Source organism: Maridesulfovibrio sp. (genome assembly GCF_963678865.1).
Lineage (GTDB): Bacteria > Desulfobacterota > Desulfovibrionia > Desulfovibrionales > Desulfovibrionaceae > Maridesulfovibrio.
Window position 1 is genome coordinate 1049566 of the sequence record NZ_OY787459.1, and the last position, 19030, is coordinate 1068595.

Here is a 19030-nt window from a genome sequence, read left to right on the forward strand (position 1 = left end):
TTCCCGTACAACCTCCGGCTAAACCAAAAATGAAATACTGTTTTTGATCAATGGGGTCGGAAACCTTTATCACTGAGAATTGAGACGCGCCTTTAGGGAAGTGCTATACATGCGCGGAATGAGCAAGGAAATTTTTGTCGCTGTTTATTGCCGCAAAGCTGTTGAAGTGCTAAAATAATGCAAAATCTAAAATAACCAAAACTAACACTTGCCAGTCAATTATTTATCCGCTTGTGCAGTGATCATTAATCAACTTTTTAATACGAATAATCTACCATGAACACATAAAACTGGTTATTATTTTGATAACATGTCTCAATCTAAGGACAAAAAATGATCCGCAAGCAAACATTAATCATAATCTTAATAGTAGTTTTAATGCTTTGTTTTGCAGTAAGTGCAAAAGCTAAAAAAATAACTATTCTGGTAGATACATGGCCTCCATATAACTTTAAGATAAATAATAAAATTGTCGGAATAAGTACGGAACTGGTAGAGGCAGCATTACAAAAGACCAAGCTTAATTACGAACTTGTATTATATCCATTTAAACGAGCCTTAATTACAGTACAAAAAAATCCAAACACAATGCTCTATACAGTGGCACGTATTCCGCAACGCGAAAATATGTTTGCATGGATTGGTCCCCTACACCCCAGAAAAGTATACCTTTTCAAATTGAAAAGAAGGACAGACATACATATTGCTGGAGTAGAAGATATTAAGAAATATCATACTGGAGCTCTTTCAGGCGGCTCTGTTGAACAATTTTTTATCACCCATGGCTTTCATGAAGGAGACTACTACTTAGTCAGCAAGTCAGATCAATTATTGAAAATGCTCTTCAAAAAACGAATTGATCTCATCCCGGGCGATCCTTTAGATTTAGCCTATCAAATGAAACTGTTGGGGCTTAAATATTCAGAACTTGAAAAAGTGTATATGCTATCTGATGAAGGCGGTTATTACATGGTAGCAAATAAAAATACTCCAGATGCAATCATCACAATGATACAGAAATCTCTAGACGAAATAATAGCAACAGGTCTCAGAGAAGAAATAATTAATAAATATTTAAAATGAGTTTGGCCTTGGCAAGCTAATGTCAATAATTCAGCGCAGAAGACTCCCACACACATCAAATAAGTTTAATTATATTTTATATTAGCTACAGGGATACATTTCAGTTGTACAATTAAGTACTGTCATTTATTAAAAATAAAAACATCGTATAGTAAAGATCTATTACCATTCTCAAAACATTAATACGTTGCGTTCTTGAAACTGAAATTATTAAATTATAGCTAAACAACTCATTCTGATTATTTAAAAGACCATATCACTTACAGTAAAATTTTACATATCTCTAATTTGCATCAGAATAAAATAATGATAAGGATTTGGCGAATGAAAAGCACTAAGGATATCAAAAGAACATTGGGTACAAACATCGAATACTGTATCTAAAGATATCCCTTCGCGACCAATTTCCCAATAATGAACTGCCCACGGAAATTCTTCTATATATTCTTTTCGGTATTTTCGTTGCGGCAAATTAGTAGGATAAAAATCTTCATGAACGCTCTCTTTTAGAACATTCTGTCTTTTTTGTGACACAACATGAACTCTAGAACCATAACAAGAATAGGGAAGACTTATGAAAATGTACTTCTTGCTCAATAAAGATAATTTCATCAAATTTAACTTAAAACTAGACCAAGAAAAATGTTCAAGAACTTGAAATGCACAACAGATGTCATATTTTCGAGGGTGACTCTTTACATCAAAAGTGTTCCAATCGCCAACAATAGTTGGATTATGAGTTTTCTCAAAATCGAATGTAGTATAATCATAACCAATATTACGCATATTATTAGCACAAAAATGTTCACCAGGGCCTAGCTCAAAAACTGACCGAACATCTGGTATCCTATGTATCGTCTGCATCTGCAGCATGTACGACCCTGCATGAGCTTGAGTTAAAAATTTTCCAGAATTAATTTTTTTGCTATTTACTATTCGATCTAAAGTTTCTGGAGCATAAGCCTCATCAAACATTTTGATTGATCTGTCATATTTTGCGGCCATAACAAACTCCTGCGGAGAACAGATATTCATGGGTTGCATCTTAAATGCAGTACCTCAGTGCGTACTGCAACATTCAACAAATATTAAAGATTCAATATTTTGATACTCAACTACAGTACTTATCACAATATGCACTTAAACAGTAGCATATCTAAAAATAATTTTTCAACCATGACGTGGCATTGTAACCTAAGTAGAGCCTCAACGAAAAAAGACTCGGCAAATACTCATATTTTTTAGGAGAACCGTATCTAAATTCAACCAAGCTCTTGCTAAACTGGAAAAAAACGGACAATTTGATATTTGATTAAAGAGTCAGGTGTTTAAGTTCAACCCCAACAGTAGCAGAAATACTTAATCAATGATGGATCAACTGGACATGCGAACAATGTTGCTGGTGGGGGCTATGGTCTGCCTCACACTGGCGATGGTAATGACGTATTATTCTTTTGCCCGGAAGACATATCGCGGATTCCAATACTGGACAGCAGGGATAGTTAGCATCGGCTTAGGCGCTGTCCTTGTCTCCATGCGAAGAGTTCTACCTGCCTTTGTATCAATCGTAATTGGAAACTTTCTGATTATCTTGATGCCTTACCTGCTCACCCAAGGCTTAGCTGTTTTTTTAAACATAAAATGGAAACTATCCAAACTTAACGCAGCAGCTTTAGGCCTGTTTTTTTTGGGATTTGCATGGTGGACATACATAAAGCCGGACCTGCATGCCAGAATAATAGGTCTAAGTCTGGTAATGGCCTTTTTTTTCGGACAAGCTTTATACCTTACCACAAAAAAGATGCCGTCTATATTAAAAACACAAGAATGGTCTTTAACTGTAGCACTAGTAATATCTACCATATCTTCATTATTCAGATTTGCTGTAACAATACTGAGCACTCAAAAAATAGGATTTTTGAATAACTCCGGAGCACTTCAATCAACAGCCCTAATGATGATTATCATAAGTGTTGTAGCAAGTGCATGTTCAATACTGATCTTGAATTCACACCGCATGGAAAAAGATCTTAAAGATGCTAAAACAAAAATAGAGAAACTAGCCAACATAGACGAACTGAGTAACCTATTCAACAGAAGATACTTTAATCAAAAGTTGGAACAAGAATTTAAACGACATCAAAGATCAGCATCTTCTTTATCTTTGATCATGCTGGATATCGATTGTTTCAAATTATACAATGACACATACGGACATCAATCAGGAGACCAATGTATCCAAGAGGTTTCCGCAATTTTAAAGGACTCAGGCTCTCGCCCCTCAGATATTGCTGCAAGATACGGAGGAGAAGAATTTGTTTTACTTTTACCGGATACCGATACAACCGGAGCTCAAAAAGTCGCAAAAACAATTCAAAAAAAATTGAAAGCCAAATCCATTCCACATAAGGCATCTACGGTAGCTGATGTTGTTACTTTAACTTTTGGAATCGCAACAATTATTCCAGACAGGACAACATCCCCGGAGTCTATTATAAAATTAGCTGATCAATATCTGTACAAAGGAAAAGAGAATGGAAAAGACCAAATTAAATTATACTGTTCTTAGTAAAATACTATCCTACAGAAATCATACTCTGCAACAAGTATATCAAATCAATATGACTAAATATAATAAGATGTCATTCAAATCATAAGCCATACAATTTATCTTTTCATATATTTGACCACAATTGATTGATCAAAATAACACCCCAAAACACATAAATAAGTTAGCAAAATTGATCTTAACTTTTATTTTTATTACGAATTACATCATGCAAAAGCCATTTTTCCAGTTCTTCAACTTTTCCTGGCAGAAAAAAATGCTCTTTACAGTTATTGCGGGCTAATTCTTTTGCTGTAAGAATCTGCTCATCCGCCATATCAAGCACCTTTTCAAAGGCTGCTTCAAATTCGGCTGGTCCTGATTCAAACGGCAGCAGGAACTCATTGAAATAATCAGGCCAGACTTCACAAATTCCACCCACATCTCTTGAAATAGGGAGCAATCCTTCCGCCATGGCTTCCAGCAGAGTATTGGGCAGTCCTTCAAAATATGAAGGCAGCACAAACACATCAGCCCTGCGCAGATACCCGGAGACATCTTTGGTGAAGCCTACCCACTCTATTTTCTCAGACAATCCCAATGAATTGCATAAAGCATGAAGCTCTTTTTCAATATTTCCGGTACCGAGAATAATGCACCTGAAATCAAAGCGGAGTCTGGCGAGCGCGTTGAGCACATCCTCATGACCTTTGCCTTTGTTCAACTGAGAAGTGCAGATAAAGGTCAACGGCCTGTTCACTGTAAGTTCGTGCTCGGAATAAATCTTTCCATTCAAAATAACTTCGGTATCTTCCTTTTTTATATATGGAAGACTGTCCACAAAGCCGTCACGTATATATTCACAAGGACATAAAAAATGCGGTTTGATCCAGTTGTGCAAAAAATCAACTTTTTTGGTGTAAGGGATATCTTCCGGTAAACCTATCCTTTGAATCAAGGGGATACCCAGAATCTTTGCTGCAACACCGGCAGTGGTGAGATCCTTACCTACATTAATAATTACTGCATCTATCTTTTTGATTTTAAATTCATAAATAAATTTAGCAATTGCAACTGGATTAAAATCAGGACCGAACCATGTTTTTTCTCCGTGTCCTGCCTTATCCCGGCATTTCTCCACGAATGCAGGCTGCCTGCCCCAGATATAAACATTGTTTCCGCGAAGTTTAAGCTGTTCCGCGAAACTTACGACCCATGATTTTACTCCACCCCATTTATGGGTAGAGTTTACAAACGCAATATTCATATTTTCCACCTAATATAAAGAACTACCTAAACTTGATATGTAAATCATTTAATGAAAATAAATTTGTTTAAAAATTCTGCTGTTCCTGAAACTGGAGCTTTTTAACCGATATCAACGGACGCGGCAAGATTTTCCAGATGAGAAACCTGTTTGAACATGCTGAGGCGAGCCGGGGATTGTTGTAACTGACAAATCCTTGTACAGATATAATTATGAAAGAATACATTCAAGCAGTAGTAACAATACTTGCCCTGATCAACCCACTGGTATGCATGGAAATCTTCACTGACTGTGTATCCGGGATACCGCCTGAGCAAAAAGTAAAGGAAGCACTGAAGGCGCTTACAGCAACAGGCGCAGTGCTATTCGCATCAGCTTTTTTCGGCATGGCTGTATTAAAAAACCTCGGCATATCCATGGCAGCTTTTTCCTGTGCAGGCGGTGGTATTCTTGCGTGGATCGGTGCAAATATGCTTACACCAGACCGTAATGCACCAAGTGCTATAGCTACCAGAGACAGTAAAGACATATCATTATCCCCACTCATACTTTTTGCAGCCAGTCCCGGAACTATTACCGCGGTAATAACAATTGCAGCCACGCACAACAGGCACGACATGCCCGTAACGGCAGTTGCCGGGGTGGCAGTTGCACTTGTAGTTCTAGCGGCTGCACTACTGTCTGCAGCAAAATTTTCAAAAGTAGAAAACAAGAAAAGCGGAATGCGGGAGATAATTTCCAGCTATATGGGAGTATTGATTATCGCCATGGGAATTCAATTTATCCTCAGCGGTATAAATGAATTCTCGAAGTAGAGAGGGACAATGTATGACTAGTGGTAGCTGTCATAAATTTTTTTAATTGTTCCATCCTTCAATAATTTATCAATTGCTTTATTGAAACGCGGAACTGCATCTTTCTTACTTGGATGAAATCGTATCATCATAGCCGGAGAATCGTACGGTTCGCTGACAACAAGTTTACCTGCCAGCCCATTTGTCTTTATCTGATATAATGCAAAATCCTTATTCATAAGGGCCTGATCGAGACGACCTGCAAGAATAAGCTGAACAAGTTTATTCTCATTTTCAAGAACATGTGGAATTATACGCCCATCAGCAAAGTAAGGATCATATTTTGGATACACGTATCCCCTGACCACACCTACAGTTCTACCCAGTAATTCATTGGGGTAAGCATGAGGTACGGCCTTCTCAGCATTAAAAAGAACTATTGAATCCGAAACAGCAAACGGCTTGCTGAAGACTCCAATAACTTTTGCAGATTGCCTCCACGCGGGATTCGACATTGGTTCGATATCTACTTCACCTGCATCAAATTTCCGCTGAGACCGGTTGAACGGACAACGCACAAACTCAATAGTATCCCCGGTTTCTTTGGCAAAAGCATTAAAGACGTCTTTGACAATACCTGTGTAGGGGGTATTTTCCGGGAAATAGTATGGGGGGAAAGAACCTGTGTGCAACATCACCCGAAATTTTTCTCCAGCACAGAGACATGAAAAAGAAGTGCTTAATATGAAGAATGCAGCAATAAAACAAATCGCCAAAAGTCGCATATTCTGATACCTCACGCTGAACATCATACACAAGACAATATCAAGAAAGGCATATATCTTAAAATTATCTACAAAACAACTTTTCGTGCTAAAATAAAACGAGTACATTCAAGTTTAAAACAAAATCCAATTATAATTTACGGACTCATAATTAATATGCTTTTATTTCCAAGCATTGCGGTGTCATGCCCCGGAACATACCTACATCATTTGCTATATCAGATTGGGTTGCAGCAAGCGCAACAATATCTGAAAGGGCTAATTACTTATCTAACACATGAATACTATTGACCTTTCTCATACAATAAAAGATGGAATGCCCGTTTTCCCCGGCACGGAAACACCCTGTATTGAAGACGTCTTCACCCATGAGGTTCATGGATTCTGGGAGCATAAACTCACTCTGTTTTCCCACGTGGGGACACATATAGACGCGCCAGCCCATATGATCAAAGGAGCCCCGACTCTGGATAAGATGACAACAGACCGTTTTATCGGACCGGGGATATGCGTTGACTGCACCCATAGAAATCAGAATGCTCCAGTGATCAGCATTGATGACTTACTCCCTTACGAATCTGAAATCAGTGAGATTGATTTTGTTCTCTTGAATACAGGATGGTATAAACACTGGGGCAGGAATGAATATTTCACCAACTACCCGGCCTTGAGCCCGAATGCGGCGCGCTGGCTTATGGAATTTGATCTCAAGGGAGTCGGTGTTGACGTTATATCGATCGATTCTGCTGAATCAAGCGGCTATGAAGTCCATACCATCCTTCTAGAACATGGTACGATAATAATTGAGAACCTGACCGACCTGCACCTTTTGCCTTCTGATGGATTTATCTTCTCCTGCCTGCCGCTCAAATTCGATGAAGCTGACGGATCGCCGGTAAGAGCAATTGCAATAGACTAATATCGTAGCAGGTCAATCTCAAATAATTCGAAAGTTATTACTTGAGTTCACGTTCAGCAGAACCCTACTCTGAAAACCCCACCCCACCCCCGAAACCCTACCCTCAAATACAGTACGAATTAAGCAATATACAAAGTTTAGCCCGTTTACAGAGAATCCTCCCCGCCACATAATGCAATTGAAAGGAGAGGCTTTATCAAGCAAGCCTGCATCAGAGGAGGAGAAAAAAATGAGCTACGAAACAATCACAAAAGTGACTCAGGATATTGTTCTGGAGGGCACCAAACCAGCTAAAGAAGTTGCCCAATCCATAGGAAAACCATATTCCACGCTGCTGCGCGAGATCAATCCATTTGACAGCAACGCAAAACTGGGAGCAACCACTTTGATGGATATACTAAAAACCACAAACGAAACCAAACCGCTAGAATTCATAGCACAAAGCATCGGCTACACCTTAAAGCCACGTGTTAATTAGAGCTGTAAGAATAAGCATTTTATAAGATAAGGCAGTATTCATCATGAATACTGCCTTATCTCCTTCTGGACATTTAACTGATATAGACCGATACTGACCTTATGAAAAAAGTCAGCATAAATCTAACGCATGTGGCAACTCTCGGCCCAGTGGGACACCTACCCAAAGCACCGGGGACCTGGGGATCTGCCGCAGCCCTAATTACCGCACCGTTTTTATTTTTGCCCTTTCAACTTCCGATAAGAATTCTGATTCTGGGTCTAATCTTCTACTTCGGTGCCAAAGCCTGCACAGCAGCAGAAATAGAGCTTGGCCAAAAAGATCCGGGCTGTGTTGTCATTGATGAGCTATTTGGACTATGGTTTGTCTTTCTGCCCTTTCCGGCTGTTGTATACTGGCACCTGATTGTAGGTTTTATCCTGTTTAGAATTTTTGACATCACCAAACCTTTCCCCATCAGGCAGTCTGAAAAATGGTTGAAAGACGGATGGGGAGTCATGATTGATGATGCCTTTGCCGGGCTTTATGCCATGCTCGGGCTCTTACTTATCCGCTATCTGACCTGATTAACGAACTTTATACAAATCCAAAAAATCCCCGTTTTTCTGAGAAAAACGGGGATTTTTTATGCAGTTTGTTTTTACTTGAAATCTAATAAGTCAAGCGAAACTGGGCTCTTCTGTTTTTTGCCCATGCGGTTTCGTTATGACCGGGATCAAGAGGATCTTCTTCGCCGAAACTGACGATGCTCAATCTTTCAGGCCCCACTCCAAGCAGGATGAGGAACTCATAGGCTGCACGAGCGCGTCGTTCGCCGAGAGCGAGGTTATATTCTTCAGTACCGCGCTCATCACAATAACCTTCTATGATTAAGGTCACATTGTCGAACTTCTTAAGAAGCTCAGCCTTCTGCTGCAGTAACGGGCGGTATTCCTGTTTAATTTCAAAAGAATCGAAATCAAAGTGAACCATGTTACCAAGTTCTACAACAGCATCATTAAATTCCTTTTTAGCAGCTGCAGCCGTACGCTCTTCTTCCAGGGCCTGCTCCTGAAGAGCCTGTTCCCTTTCCAGACGAGCCTGCTCATCTTTATTGAGCTGATCTTTGTTCTGCTGTTCAGCCATTCTTTCCTCTACAGCAGGGCTGGCGGCGGAAGACTCAACACGCTTTTTGGAACAACCGGTCCCCAGACCGGCAATCAACATGAATACTACACACAAAATTATCGCTTTAGCTCTCATTTGCCCTCCTGAATAAGGAACTTTTAGGACAGGAGTTTGTCCACGCTAAGAAATACTACACTAAATTAGACTTCCAATACAATGACCCTAAAGTGTTTTGTAAAAAAATCAAGTCATGACTGCAACAAAACAGTTAAACAATTCCTTTGGTGCGATGCCCTAAAATAAATCAATGTTTGTTTTAAAGATATAATATTTTAACTTAAAACGCATATCCATTAATTTAATGGACACACTGATCACGACTTATGGGCCTTACCCCATGCAGGGGCCTTCGCAACACCGTTCCCTGTAGGCACCAGCATGGCCGGATCTCCATGGCGGGTGGTCAGGTAAATTTTATACTTACCATTTCTACTGGAAGCGAAAGCTATAAAATACCCGTCCGGCCCGAAAGCCGGTTCTTCATCATTCCCGGGGCCGAAAGTCAACTGTCTTTCAGTCCTGGTTTTCAGATCATGCACAAAAATGCGATGACCTAAAGGAGTCTGACGGGAAAAGGCCACATAACGGCCATCCGGGCTTATGGTCGGGTTGGTGTTATACTTGCCCTCGGTCGTTACCCGCGTGACAACACCGCTTTTCATATCCAGAAGAAAAATATGTGGATTGCCGAACCGGGCAGAAGTGAAAACCATTTTTTCACCGGTGCGGTCAAAGTCTGGTGAGACTTCTATAGCCCAACTCTTGGCCAGCGCCTTCTTCGGTTTGTAATTACCGTTAATCAGAAAAATATCTGAATTACCGTTCATGGTCAGTGTAGCAGCCATATTTCCGTCCGGCAGAAACTCCGGACCGATAACGGTATTCCCTGGAAAACTTTTCTGATCAATCTTTCCGGTAGCCCGGTCCCAGACACAAAGCAGGTGCTGGCGAGATCCCAGACGGGTAAAAACCAATCTGTTCCCATCCGGGGACCAATTGGGACTCAGGTTTATACCTCCAAGGGAGCTTATCTGCCTGAGATTGCGGCCCTGCGGACTTACCGTGTAGATTTCCTTATTCTTCCCCACCTTGCGCACAAAAGCGATGGAGGATTCGAAGAATCCATCCCTCCCGGTCAGAATCCGCATTAGATGCGAACTGAAACGGTCTGCAATACGGGGCAGCACTTCCTCGGTTACCATAGAATATTTCTTGCCAAGGATGGTACGCCCGTTAAAAGTTCCAATACAACGGATGAGCAGGTTCTTCTCGCCGTTCGGACGAATTTCCCAACCGGTTGTCAGAGCAAGGTCAACCTTGGAAAGCCTGAGCGGTTTGATATCTATATCTCCGGGACGTACGCCACGAGAAGGATCTCCGCCCAGAATGTCGGTGATCGGTACGATGTTCAAAAAAGGCAGGTAGGCGAGATCCTGGGCAAGATCATTGTTGAAAGTCCATGCTTCTGCTGGAAGAGGAAGATCTTTTTCCTTGGAATTCTTATATTTTCCTGCCTGCACAGTCTTGGGAGGCAGCAGAATGATATTCACCTTGCGCTGTCCCGGACCGTAAATATCCACGGTAAGGGTATCCGCAGCAAAAAGGTTTCCGGCAGCAAGCAGCAATAGCAACATTACGGCCAGCAACCCGAAAACGTATTTTATACTTAACTTAAATCTTTTCATAATTATAAAACCTGACCTACTGATCGAGATCGTGCAGGTTAAAGTTAACAACAATGGTTCTGATAGAATTTCCCGGAGGCTCGGGAAGCACTTCGGTATCACGCAATGCGGTCATTACCGAGTCATCAAAATCAGCATTGCCTGACGAATTCAGCAGCTTTATGTTGCTGATTTCACCGTTTGATTTCAACTGAATCTGTATCTGGGCAACCAGATTATCTTTCTGTCCGAAAACAGGATAGCGCCAGTTTTTTCGCACCGCCTCCATAACAATGGAAGCATAAACCTGAACCAACCCGGAAGCACCGGCAGTACCATCTGCCGATCCGGTTACAGCTGTTGCTTTAGCACTCTCGGTGAGAGATGCCAGATCACTGGCAACAGCCTGCCTTTCTGCCTTTTCCTGTTTTTCCACCAGCTTTGTAAGGGAGGCTAGGTCGGCAGCCAGAGCGTCCTCTGCCGAAACTTCAGGTTTCTTTTGCTCTTTTTTAGAAGGTGTCTTTGCCGCAACTTTTGTCTCTGCCTTTTTCGGTGGTTCCGTCTTTTTGACCGGTTGCTCGACCTTTTTTTCCGGCTTTTTCTTTGTTGTAGTCTCTACTTTTTTGGATGAAATTTTCTTGGTTTCCGGTTTTGGTTTGGCTTTCGGCTTGGGAGCAGGCTTGGGAGCTGCCTTTGGAGCAGTAGTTTTAGCTGTTTCTGGCTTGGCCTTGGGTACCGCTTTTGGTTTGGCATCTGGAATAGCAACAGCGTTGGGTTTAGAAAGTTTCGGAGTTGTCTTGGCAGGAGCTTTTTTGACAGCAGGTGCAGAAGGCAAAGGAGCAAGGCTGACCAGATCAACCTTGTAAACAGGCATATCAAGTGAGATTCTCACCGGTGGTGAACTTGACCACGTCAGAACCAGAATTACCAGACCGGCATGGAGCAGTAAAGATATGAAAAGGCCGAGGATTTTCATCAATTAATTCGCCTGTGATATTCCTGAACTATTTCTTTTTCTTTTTTTCCACAGGTTCGGCAACTACGCCCAGCCTGTCGATTCCGGCAGCCTTGATTTCACCCATGACTTTAACCACTTCGCCGTAAGCCACATTCTTGTCTGCGCGCAGGAAAAGCATCTTATTCTGCTTTTTAACCAGCTTTTCAAGATGGCCCTGCAATTCGTCAAATCCGACCTTGTACTCATCAAGAAAGATTTCACCCTTATCGCTTATTGAGAGCACAAGGTGCTCATTATCCTGCGGCAGGGAACGCACGGTACGGGTCTGCGGAAGATCAACCTCAACCCCTTGAGTCATCAGCGGAGCCGTTACCATAAAGATAATCAGAAGCACCAGCATGACATCCACAAAAGGAGTCACGTTGATTTCGGCCAGCATGCCCCGGTTATTGGTGGAAACACCCATACCCTACTCCTCTGATGAATTTTTCCCGGAAGGCTCGACCCATGCGACTTCGCGCTCAACACGGTTGAGAAAAGTGCCTGCGAAGTTGACCAGCTCGGTCTCGATTCCGTTCAGTACTCCGAGAAAAAAGTTATAAAAAATGGTTGCCGGGATAGCTACAGCCAAGCCGATAGCTGTGGCGACCAGAGCTTCGGAAATACCGGGTGCGACCGCAGCCAGTGCGGCGGACTTGGCAGCACCGATGGAATGAAAAGAATTCATGATCCCCCAAACGGTACCGAACAGGCCTATGAACGGAGCACCGTTGGCACAGGTTGCCAGAAAAGAAAGGGATGAGGTAAGCTTTTTCATTTCCGAGCTGACTTTGCGGCGCAGAATCCTGCGCAGGGTATCCTTGATCAACCTGCGCTTGTGGCTGGCACTGACCGCAGATTTTTCCAGAACACGATATTCCTTAACTGCTGCGGTTCCGATGCGATTAAGTGGCGAGCTTTCAGTCTTGCTGATCTCAGTAAGTCCGGAAGAAAGAGAATCTGCTTCTTCCATAATTTTATTACCCTTAAGAATAAGAGTCCGCGCCCGGCCAAACGAAATCAACTTCCAAAAAATAATTGTCCAGCTCCAGAGAGACATGGCTGCCAGCAGACAAAGTACACCTTTGACTACAATGGTGGCCTGATCGAGCATAGCGATAATTCCGCCCTGGGGTAAGAAATCCATACTGCACCGCACCTTTGTTTTGCCTGCGCGTTAAAGCGTCCGGCATTTTATAAAAACTGTTTCAGCTTAAGCTCTGCACAATGGCAGGCAGAACATCTTCCGCCGCGCCCTGAATAAAAACATCGCTAAACGATGAGTAGGCGGACGGAGCCTTATTTATCTCAATAATTAATCCCCCGGCCTCCTGTATTCTCGGTGGAATCAAGCTGGCAGGGACAACACCCCCGGAGGTTCCGGTAACAATCACCAGATCGGACTGGTCGGCAAGCTCGAAAGCCGCCTTGTAAGCTTCAGACGGAATCTGCTCTCCGAAGAAAACCAGATCCGGCCTGATAACCCCTGAACATTGCGGACACCTGACCGGGAGTTCCATATCTTTGTGTATCTGCTCTGCTGGGTATGAGGAGAAGCACTCCATGCAGTAAAATTCGCTGCAATTACCATGAAATTCAATTACATTCACCGATCCTGCCCGCTGGTGAAGCCCATCGATATTCTGGGTTATAACACCTTGTATATGATCGCATTTTTCCAGCTCTGCCAACCCCTTATGCCCGGCATTAGGTTCAGCTTTTTTAAGCATGGCATCAGTTTCCAGCAGAAACTTCCAGACAGTAACCGGATCGGCTTTCAAAGCCCGGATAGATGCGACCTTCTCAGGATCGTATTTGGACCACAGTCCGCCAGGACTGCGGAAATCCGGTATTCCGCTGGCAACGGAGATTCCCGCCCCGGTCAAAGCGACGGCACAACGTGCTTTTTTAATCAGCTTTGTTGCCTGCTCTATTCCGGGTCCTAATTTATCCATAGTGCAGCCTGTTGACTAAGACCGCTTCATAATTTTCTGGACCAGTTCGCGGGAGTTTTCCTCAGCCTGCGCGTACTCTTCAATACTGAGCCCCGCACCGAGGGCGATCTTGCGGCGCATTTCAAGTCCCACCAGATCACCGGGAGCATGGGCATCATTATTTATGACCAGCTTGGCCCCGTGTTTACGGGCAAGATTTGCCACATGCCCGTTGGTCAGGCTGTGACCCTTGCGGGTGGTAATTTCCAGACAGACTCCGTACTCGGCAGCCAGTTTTACTTCCACATCGGTAATCAAACCGGGATGGGCCAAAACATCCACCCTGGCCTCAATCGCAGCGAGGTTTGTACCCTCCGCCACAGGCTCTACAATAGTTTCACCGTGGCAGACCACAATCTGCGCTCCGGCATTACGGGCATATTCAGTCATCTCACTGATCAGCCCCGGAGGGACGTGGGTTAATTCCACTCCGGCAAAGACATCAATATCAAAATAATGACCGTGTTTCTTTGCAAATCTGCAAATATTTTCGAGAATTATATCAATGTTACTGGAGTCGCCATGGTCGGTCATGGCCAGAGCCCGGTAACCGGCAACTTTGGCCCGTCGGGCCAGTTCAGCCGGAATGAGCTCCCCGTCACTGAAAACTGTGTGGGTATGTAAATCTATCATAAATTCGCCTTACATCTTATATTTAAAGTCATCGGGAGAAAGGCCTTCCAGCTCGTCTTCCCAACCGGATTTTTTTTCCATCTTTTCCTCAATGTCCTTTGTTCCGGCCACATCAAGAACCTTGTTGGATACCCGCACAGGACAGCCCGCACGCACAGCAAGGGCCACGGCATCGGATGGACGAGAATCAATTGCCACCATTTCACCTTCACGGCGGACCATTATTTCAGCGTAAAAAGTGCCTTTTTCAATATCAACGATATCAACGGAAACAATTTCACCGCCGAATGTAGCAATGGTGCTGAGCAGCAGATCATGAGTCATGGGCCGGGGAAATGAGACCTCGTTAAGCACCATCGAAATTGCCATGGCTTCCATGGCTCCGATCCAGATGGGCAGAACTACGCCCAGCTCTTCACTTTTCAGGACCAGAACCGGAGTCTCGGTATCGTTCTCCACCGCCAGACCGTAAACCTGCATTTCTACCATGGTTCTCCTACCTTCGCACCCACAAGGGAGTGATTCTTGGCTTCAGTGATCTTCACCTTGACCAGTTTGCCTCCGAGCTTCTGCTCTTCACCATAACCTGCAAAGTAAACATTGACCACCCGTCCTCCGGGATCTTTACCCCTCCAGGACATGCCGCCAGTCTCCTGTCTTTTACTGGGCCGTTCCAGCAGAACCACGGTATCACGACCGATTAAAGCCTCTAGACTTTCTCTAGTAATACGGTTTTGCCTTTCCTGCAAGCGGGCAAGTCTTGCCTGCGCAACATCTTCAGGAACTTTCGGTTTCATTTTAACAGCCGCAACGCCCGGACGGTCGGAATATTTAAAAGAAAAGCTGCTCTCATAGCGCACCCTTTCCAGCATATCCATGGTCTGTTCGAAATCCTCGTCCGTCTCACCGGGGAAACCGACAATCAAATCCGTAGTCAGTGAAATATCAGGACAGGCTTTTTTTAGCCCTTCAACTATTCCAAGATAACGCTCGCGATCATATTTGCGGCCCATTTTCTTCAAAATATTATCCGAACCGGACTGAACCGGCAGATGCAGGCTGGGGCACAGATTAGGCAATTCGCCAAAAGCCTTAATCACTTCCGGGGCAATGTCCTTTGGATGGGATGTGGTGAAACGGATACGTTCCAATCCCTCTATTGCGGAAATTTTATAAAGAAGCTGCGCGAAACTGATGTCTTCACCCTTCTTGTCCATACCAAAACTATTCACATTCTGGCCAAGCAGGGTAATCTCGCGAATGCCGGAATTTACAAGATGCCGGCATTCTTTGACCACCGCTTCGGATTCGCGAGATTTTTGCCGACCACGGGTATAAGGGACAATGCAGTAAGCGCAGAAGTTATCACAGCCCTGCATGATATTCACAAAGGCCTGACCGGGGATGGTGCCGATGCCGGGCGGAATCAGATCAAGATTGGGCTGAACTTCTCCCCCCTCCCGTTCGGGGTAATCTTTGAGGAAATCATTAAGAACGAGACGCTTTTCATGGTTTGCAGCAAGATCTTCCAGAGCGTCCGGAGCCTGCGCGATGCCGTCACTGCCGAAAACAAGACGCACGTGCGGAAATTTCTCGAGAAAGCCCTCACCGATCTGCTGCGCGACGCAACCGCCGACAGCAACGAAGCTGCCCGGTTTTTTACACAGCGGGGCCAACCTGCCCAGTACGCTGTAGACTTTCTGTTCCGGCTTTTCGCGCACGGAACAGGTGTTAATAATAAATATATCTGCTTCAGATTCAGAAACAGCTGTCCAACCACGGCTCTCCATGGCCCGGATCAGCCAGTCTGAATCGTGAACGTTCATCTGACATCCGAATGTTAGTACTGTAAATTTCATACCCGGCTCATACTCTATATGTATATGATGGTAAAGCTTGGGGGGGCAGCTTTAAAAGTTCTACGCATGAATAAATCCTTTATAAAAAAAAGGGGAAAACTTCTTACCCTCGTAAGAAGCTCTCCCCTAAATATTTATAATTCTGTTTGCTTTTTAGAAAAAATCGGGATCAACAGCAGCCTTGCCGTTTTCAAGCATGGTTTTGTAAAACCTGACTATCTTTTCATCCACCGGAACTATCGGAAAATTCCGACGGCAGGCATCACAGGTAGCCATGGCCGGCTGCGTCGGTGCGATGTATGGAACTTCCCGACCGCAAAACGGGCAGGGAAACATGAAAATCAACTCCATCCCACTGGGTTTAACCGGAGACAGAGGTTTGCGGCTTTCAGACATCAATTATCCTTTTAAAAGGTCTTTACCGGTCATTTCTGCGGGAACGGAAATGCCCATGAGATTTAGAATTGTGGGTGCTATGTCGCAAAGAGCGCCTTCAGCAGGAGTCTTGCCTTCAAATGCGCCACCGATGAAGACCAGCGGAACATTGTTCAGGCTGTGTGCGGTCTGCGGTCCGCCGTTGGCATCAATCATTTCCTCAGCATTACCGTGGTCGGCAGTAAGGAAAATGGCTCCCCCCTGCGCTTTCACTGCTTCTACAATTCTGCCGACACATGTGTCAACGGTCTCGCAGGCCTTGATTGCTGCCGGGATGATTCCAGAATGCCCGACCATGTCAAGGTTGGCGAGGTTGCAGATGCACAGCGGATAGTTCGGCAAAGCATCAATGAGTTTGTCAGTTACTTCCTCAGCACTCATCTGCGGCTTGAGATCGTAAGTAGCAACTTCACGCGGGGAAGGCACAAGAATACGATCCTCGCCTTCAAAAGGTTCTTCGCGTCCGCCGTTCATGAAATATGTCACGTGGGCATATTTCTCGGTTTCTGCAATACGCAACTGCTTCAACCCTTTATCCGCTACAACTTCCCCGATGGGGTTGCTGATGTTCAGCGGAGGAAATGCATTGGGAAAAGTAAAATCAGACTCATACTGGGTCATAGTTACAAAGCCGCTGAACTCAGGCGCCTTGGGACGATCGAACTCACTGAAATCCTTCACAGCAAGCACCCGGCAAAGCTGGCGGGCACGGTCTGCACGGAAGTTAAAAAAGAACACACCGTCACCATCTTTTAACGTTCCGTCTACACCGGAAAGCAAGCGAGGCTTAATGAATTCATCGGTTTCACCGGCGGCGTAGGCATCTTCAACGCCCTTGACCGAGTCTGCAACTTCCTGCCCTTCACCGAGAACCAAAGCCTTGTAGGAAAGTTCGTTACGCTCATAGTGCTTATCGCGATCCATGGAGTAATACCGACCGGAAATGGAAGCAACTTTACCGGCTCCGATTTCAGCCATCTTATCCACCAGCTTCTGCATATAGTCTTTGCCGCTGGTGGGAGAGGTATCACGTCCATCCATGAAAGCGTGAACAAAAATTTCCTTGACCCCGGCATCCTTGGCCACTTCAATCAAGGAATAAAGATGATTGATGTGGGAATGCACGCCGCCGTCTGAAAGCAGGCCCATGTAATGCAGACGCCCGCCCGCAGCTTTGACATCAGCCATAAGCTTGCTGATCGTCTTGTTGGCAGCCAACTCGTCTTTCTCAATTGCAATGTCGATACGAGTCATGTCCTGATAAACAACACGGCCTGCTCCGATATTGGTATGGCCGACCTCGGAGTTGCCCATGAATCCGTCAGGAAGGCCGACCGCGCGACCGGAGCATTTGAGCTGGGTCCGGGGACAGCTTTCCATCAACCCATCCAGAACGGGAGTGTTGGCAAGTTTAACTGCGTTACCTTTACCTTCAGGGGCAATTCCCCATCCATCCAGAATAAGCAGGACAGTAGGAGCACCGGTTTGCTCAGACATGTTTCTATTCCTCGCGCAGATTTAATCCTGCGGCTTAAGATTTAAATCAATCCTGGTACCTTCTGACCAGAGACCTTCCACGTTATAAAAACCGCGATTATCTTCCTGAAAAATGTGTACGATAATATCATTCAGATCGAGCAGAATCCAGTCCCCGGTCTTGTAACCTTCCATACCGAGATATTCGATATTTTCCTTGGAAAGCTGTTCCAGAACAAAATCAGCCAGAGCCTGAGCATGGCGCACACCTTTTGCCCCGGCTACCATCACAACTTCGGCAATGGGGCATATTCCCTGTACATCTACAGCAGAAACGTCACTGGCCTGTTTTTCGTCCAACCATTCAGCAACAAGCTGAACTTTATCCTTAGTATCGATCTGTTTAAATTTCTTTTCTTTAGTTTTCATTCTTTTGGTTTGATTAACCGGCGACTTCCCCTTTCGGAAAACGCACTTGAATCCGGACCGGAAACGGCGGGAATAAAGGGATTAACACCCCTGCGTGCCGGGAGTCCGTTACTACCGGCCAGACGCAGTTCTCACATTTCGTCCAAAGTACAATATGATTATATAGAGAATTTACGTCCGCTACGCAATCAATCAATAGCGTACTTTTAAATTATTTTCAATTATGAAAACAATTTTCGAAAACGAAAAAAACATAACACCCCCTCATTACACCCGGCAAATGGTGCTTTATGGATTCTCCGGGTTGACGCGGGGCAAACACTTATGCATTATACATCCCTATGATTAACCACATCTTTTTTCCCTTTTTCTTTTTTTTCTTTTTTAAGACTGAAATATAGTCATTCCGTGGTTATGGAAAAACACCAATTGAAATTTAAACAGGCCACGGGCAAAAATCCCGTGGCTTTTTTATTTTATAACTTCAACCCTTTACCGGGAT

The 19030-nt window shown here is 44.2% G+C and carries 21 protein-coding genes; 6 read left to right on the forward strand and 15 right to left on the reverse strand.

Translation table 11 applies throughout. The features are described 5' to 3' along the window. Positions 1 to 333 precede the first annotated feature (333 nt). Complete coding sequence (locus ACKU41_RS04760; protein WP_321404390.1) at positions 334 to 1083, forward strand: transporter substrate-binding domain-containing protein; 750 nt, start codon at positions 334 to 336, stop codon at positions 1081 to 1083. A gap of 273 nt (positions 1084 to 1356) precedes the next feature. Here the strand turns inward: ACKU41_RS04760 and ACKU41_RS04765 are convergent, their stop codons facing one another. Next, a complete protein-coding gene (locus ACKU41_RS04765) occupies positions 1357 to 2088 on the reverse strand; it encodes a hypothetical protein (protein ID WP_321404392.1) in 732 nt (243 codons plus the stop codon). A gap of 361 nt (positions 2089 to 2449) precedes the next feature. Between ACKU41_RS04765 and ACKU41_RS04770 the strand changes: the two genes are divergently transcribed. Beyond that, positions 2450 to 3652 (forward strand): diguanylate cyclase, encoded by a 1203-nt coding sequence (locus ACKU41_RS04770; protein WP_321404393.1) that lies wholly within the window; start codon positions 2450 to 2452, stop codon positions 3650 to 3652. A gap of 178 nt (positions 3653 to 3830) precedes the next feature. On the opposite strand, the gene ACKU41_RS04775 is transcribed toward ACKU41_RS04770, so the two are convergent. Continuing rightward, positions 3831 to 4898 (reverse strand): glycosyltransferase, encoded by a 1068-nt coding sequence (locus ACKU41_RS04775; protein ID WP_321404395.1) that lies wholly within the window; start codon positions 4896 to 4898, stop codon positions 3831 to 3833. Between the two features lie 212 nt (positions 4899 to 5110). Here ACKU41_RS04775 and ACKU41_RS04780 point away from each other — a divergent pair, with 212 nt between their 5' ends. Continuing rightward, entirely contained in the window at positions 5111 to 5713 is a 603-nt protein-coding gene (locus tag ACKU41_RS04780; protein ID WP_321404397.1) for a MarC family protein, read from the forward strand. A gap of 17 nt (positions 5714 to 5730) precedes the next feature. Here ACKU41_RS04780 and ACKU41_RS04785 read toward each other — a convergent pair whose 3' ends face one another. Next, a complete protein-coding gene (locus ACKU41_RS04785; RefSeq protein WP_321404398.1) occupies positions 5731 to 6492 on the reverse strand; it encodes a transporter substrate-binding domain-containing protein in 762 nt (253 codons plus the stop codon). A 301-nt stretch (positions 6493 to 6793) separates the two neighbouring features. On the opposite strand from ACKU41_RS04785, the gene ACKU41_RS04790 reads away from it, so the two are divergent. The 3 genes from ACKU41_RS04790 (at position 6794) to ACKU41_RS04800 (ending at position 8440) form a co-directional block, all read left to right on the forward strand. After that, entirely contained in the window at positions 6794 to 7396 is a 603-nt protein-coding gene (locus ACKU41_RS04790) for a cyclase family protein (RefSeq protein ID WP_321404399.1), read from the forward strand. A 229-nt stretch (positions 7397 to 7625) separates the two neighbouring features. Then, a complete protein-coding gene (locus tag ACKU41_RS04795) occupies positions 7626 to 7874 on the forward strand; it encodes a phage regulatory CII family protein (RefSeq protein ID WP_319780246.1) in 249 nt (82 codons plus the stop codon). A gap of 101 nt (positions 7875 to 7975) precedes the next feature. Continuing rightward, entirely contained in the window at positions 7976 to 8440 is a 465-nt protein-coding gene (locus tag ACKU41_RS04800; protein WP_321404400.1) for a phosphatidylglycerophosphatase A, read from the forward strand. Between the two features lie 85 nt (positions 8441 to 8525). Here the strand turns inward: ACKU41_RS04800 and pal are convergent, their stop codons facing one another. The 12 genes from pal to rsfS form a co-directional block, all read right to left on the reverse strand. Next, on the reverse strand, positions 8526 to 9116 hold the full coding sequence (gene pal / locus ACKU41_RS04805; protein WP_321404401.1) for a peptidoglycan-associated lipoprotein Pal: 591 nt from the start codon (positions 9114 to 9116) through the stop codon (positions 8526 to 8528). A gap of 239 nt (positions 9117 to 9355) precedes the next feature. After that, entirely contained in the window at positions 9356 to 10726 is a 1371-nt protein-coding gene (locus tag ACKU41_RS04810; protein ID WP_319780250.1) for a protein tolB, read from the reverse strand. A gap of 16 nt (positions 10727 to 10742) precedes the next feature. Next, positions 10743 to 11681, reverse strand: a complete 939-nt coding sequence (locus ACKU41_RS04815) for a TonB family protein (protein WP_321404403.1) — start codon at positions 11679 to 11681, stop codon at positions 10743 to 10745. 28 nt (positions 11682 to 11709) lie between these two features. Continuing rightward, positions 11710 to 12129 (reverse strand): protein TolR, encoded by a 420-nt coding sequence (gene tolR / locus ACKU41_RS04820; RefSeq protein ID WP_319780253.1) that lies wholly within the window; start codon positions 12127 to 12129, stop codon positions 11710 to 11712. 3 nt (positions 12130 to 12132) lie between these two features. Then, positions 12133 to 12849 carry a MotA/TolQ/ExbB proton channel family protein gene (locus ACKU41_RS04825; protein ID WP_321404405.1) on the reverse strand — a complete coding sequence of 239 codons (717 nt, stop codon included), beginning with the start codon at positions 12847 to 12849 and terminating at the stop codon, positions 12133 to 12135. Between the two features lie 61 nt (positions 12850 to 12910). Further along, positions 12911 to 13657, reverse strand: a complete 747-nt coding sequence (locus ACKU41_RS04830) for an NAD-dependent deacylase (protein WP_319780256.1) — start codon at positions 13655 to 13657, stop codon at positions 12911 to 12913. A 15-nt stretch (positions 13658 to 13672) separates the two neighbouring features. Next, a complete protein-coding gene (locus ACKU41_RS04835) occupies positions 13673 to 14329 on the reverse strand; it encodes a histidinol phosphate phosphatase domain-containing protein (protein ID WP_319780257.1) in 657 nt (218 codons plus the stop codon). A gap of 9 nt (positions 14330 to 14338) precedes the next feature. Next, positions 14339 to 14818, reverse strand: coding sequence for a bifunctional nuclease family protein (locus ACKU41_RS04840; RefSeq protein ID WP_319780258.1), 480 nt, complete (start codon positions 14816 to 14818; stop codon positions 14339 to 14341). Continuing rightward, complete coding sequence (miaB, locus tag ACKU41_RS04845; RefSeq protein WP_321404406.1) at positions 14812 to 16188, reverse strand: tRNA (N6-isopentenyl adenosine(37)-C2)-methylthiotransferase MiaB; 1377 nt, start codon at positions 16186 to 16188, stop codon at positions 14812 to 14814. The genes ACKU41_RS04840 and miaB overlap by 7 nt, the downstream gene beginning before the upstream one ends. A gap of 153 nt (positions 16189 to 16341) precedes the next feature. Next, the gene (locus tag ACKU41_RS04850; protein ID WP_319780260.1) at positions 16342 to 16584 is read right to left on the reverse strand and encodes a hypothetical protein; all 243 of its coding nucleotides are present in this window, start codon (positions 16582 to 16584) and stop codon (positions 16342 to 16344) included. Between the two features lie 3 nt (positions 16585 to 16587). Beyond that, complete coding sequence (gene gpmI, locus ACKU41_RS04855) at positions 16588 to 18120, reverse strand: 2,3-bisphosphoglycerate-independent phosphoglycerate mutase (RefSeq protein WP_321404407.1); 1533 nt, start codon at positions 18118 to 18120, stop codon at positions 16588 to 16590. Positions 18121 to 18141: 21 nt separating this feature from the next. Then, positions 18142 to 18528 carry a ribosome silencing factor gene (gene rsfS / locus ACKU41_RS04860; RefSeq protein ID WP_321404409.1) on the reverse strand — a complete coding sequence of 129 codons (387 nt, stop codon included), beginning with the start codon at positions 18526 to 18528 and terminating at the stop codon, positions 18142 to 18144. Positions 18529 to 19030 lie beyond the last annotated feature (502 nt).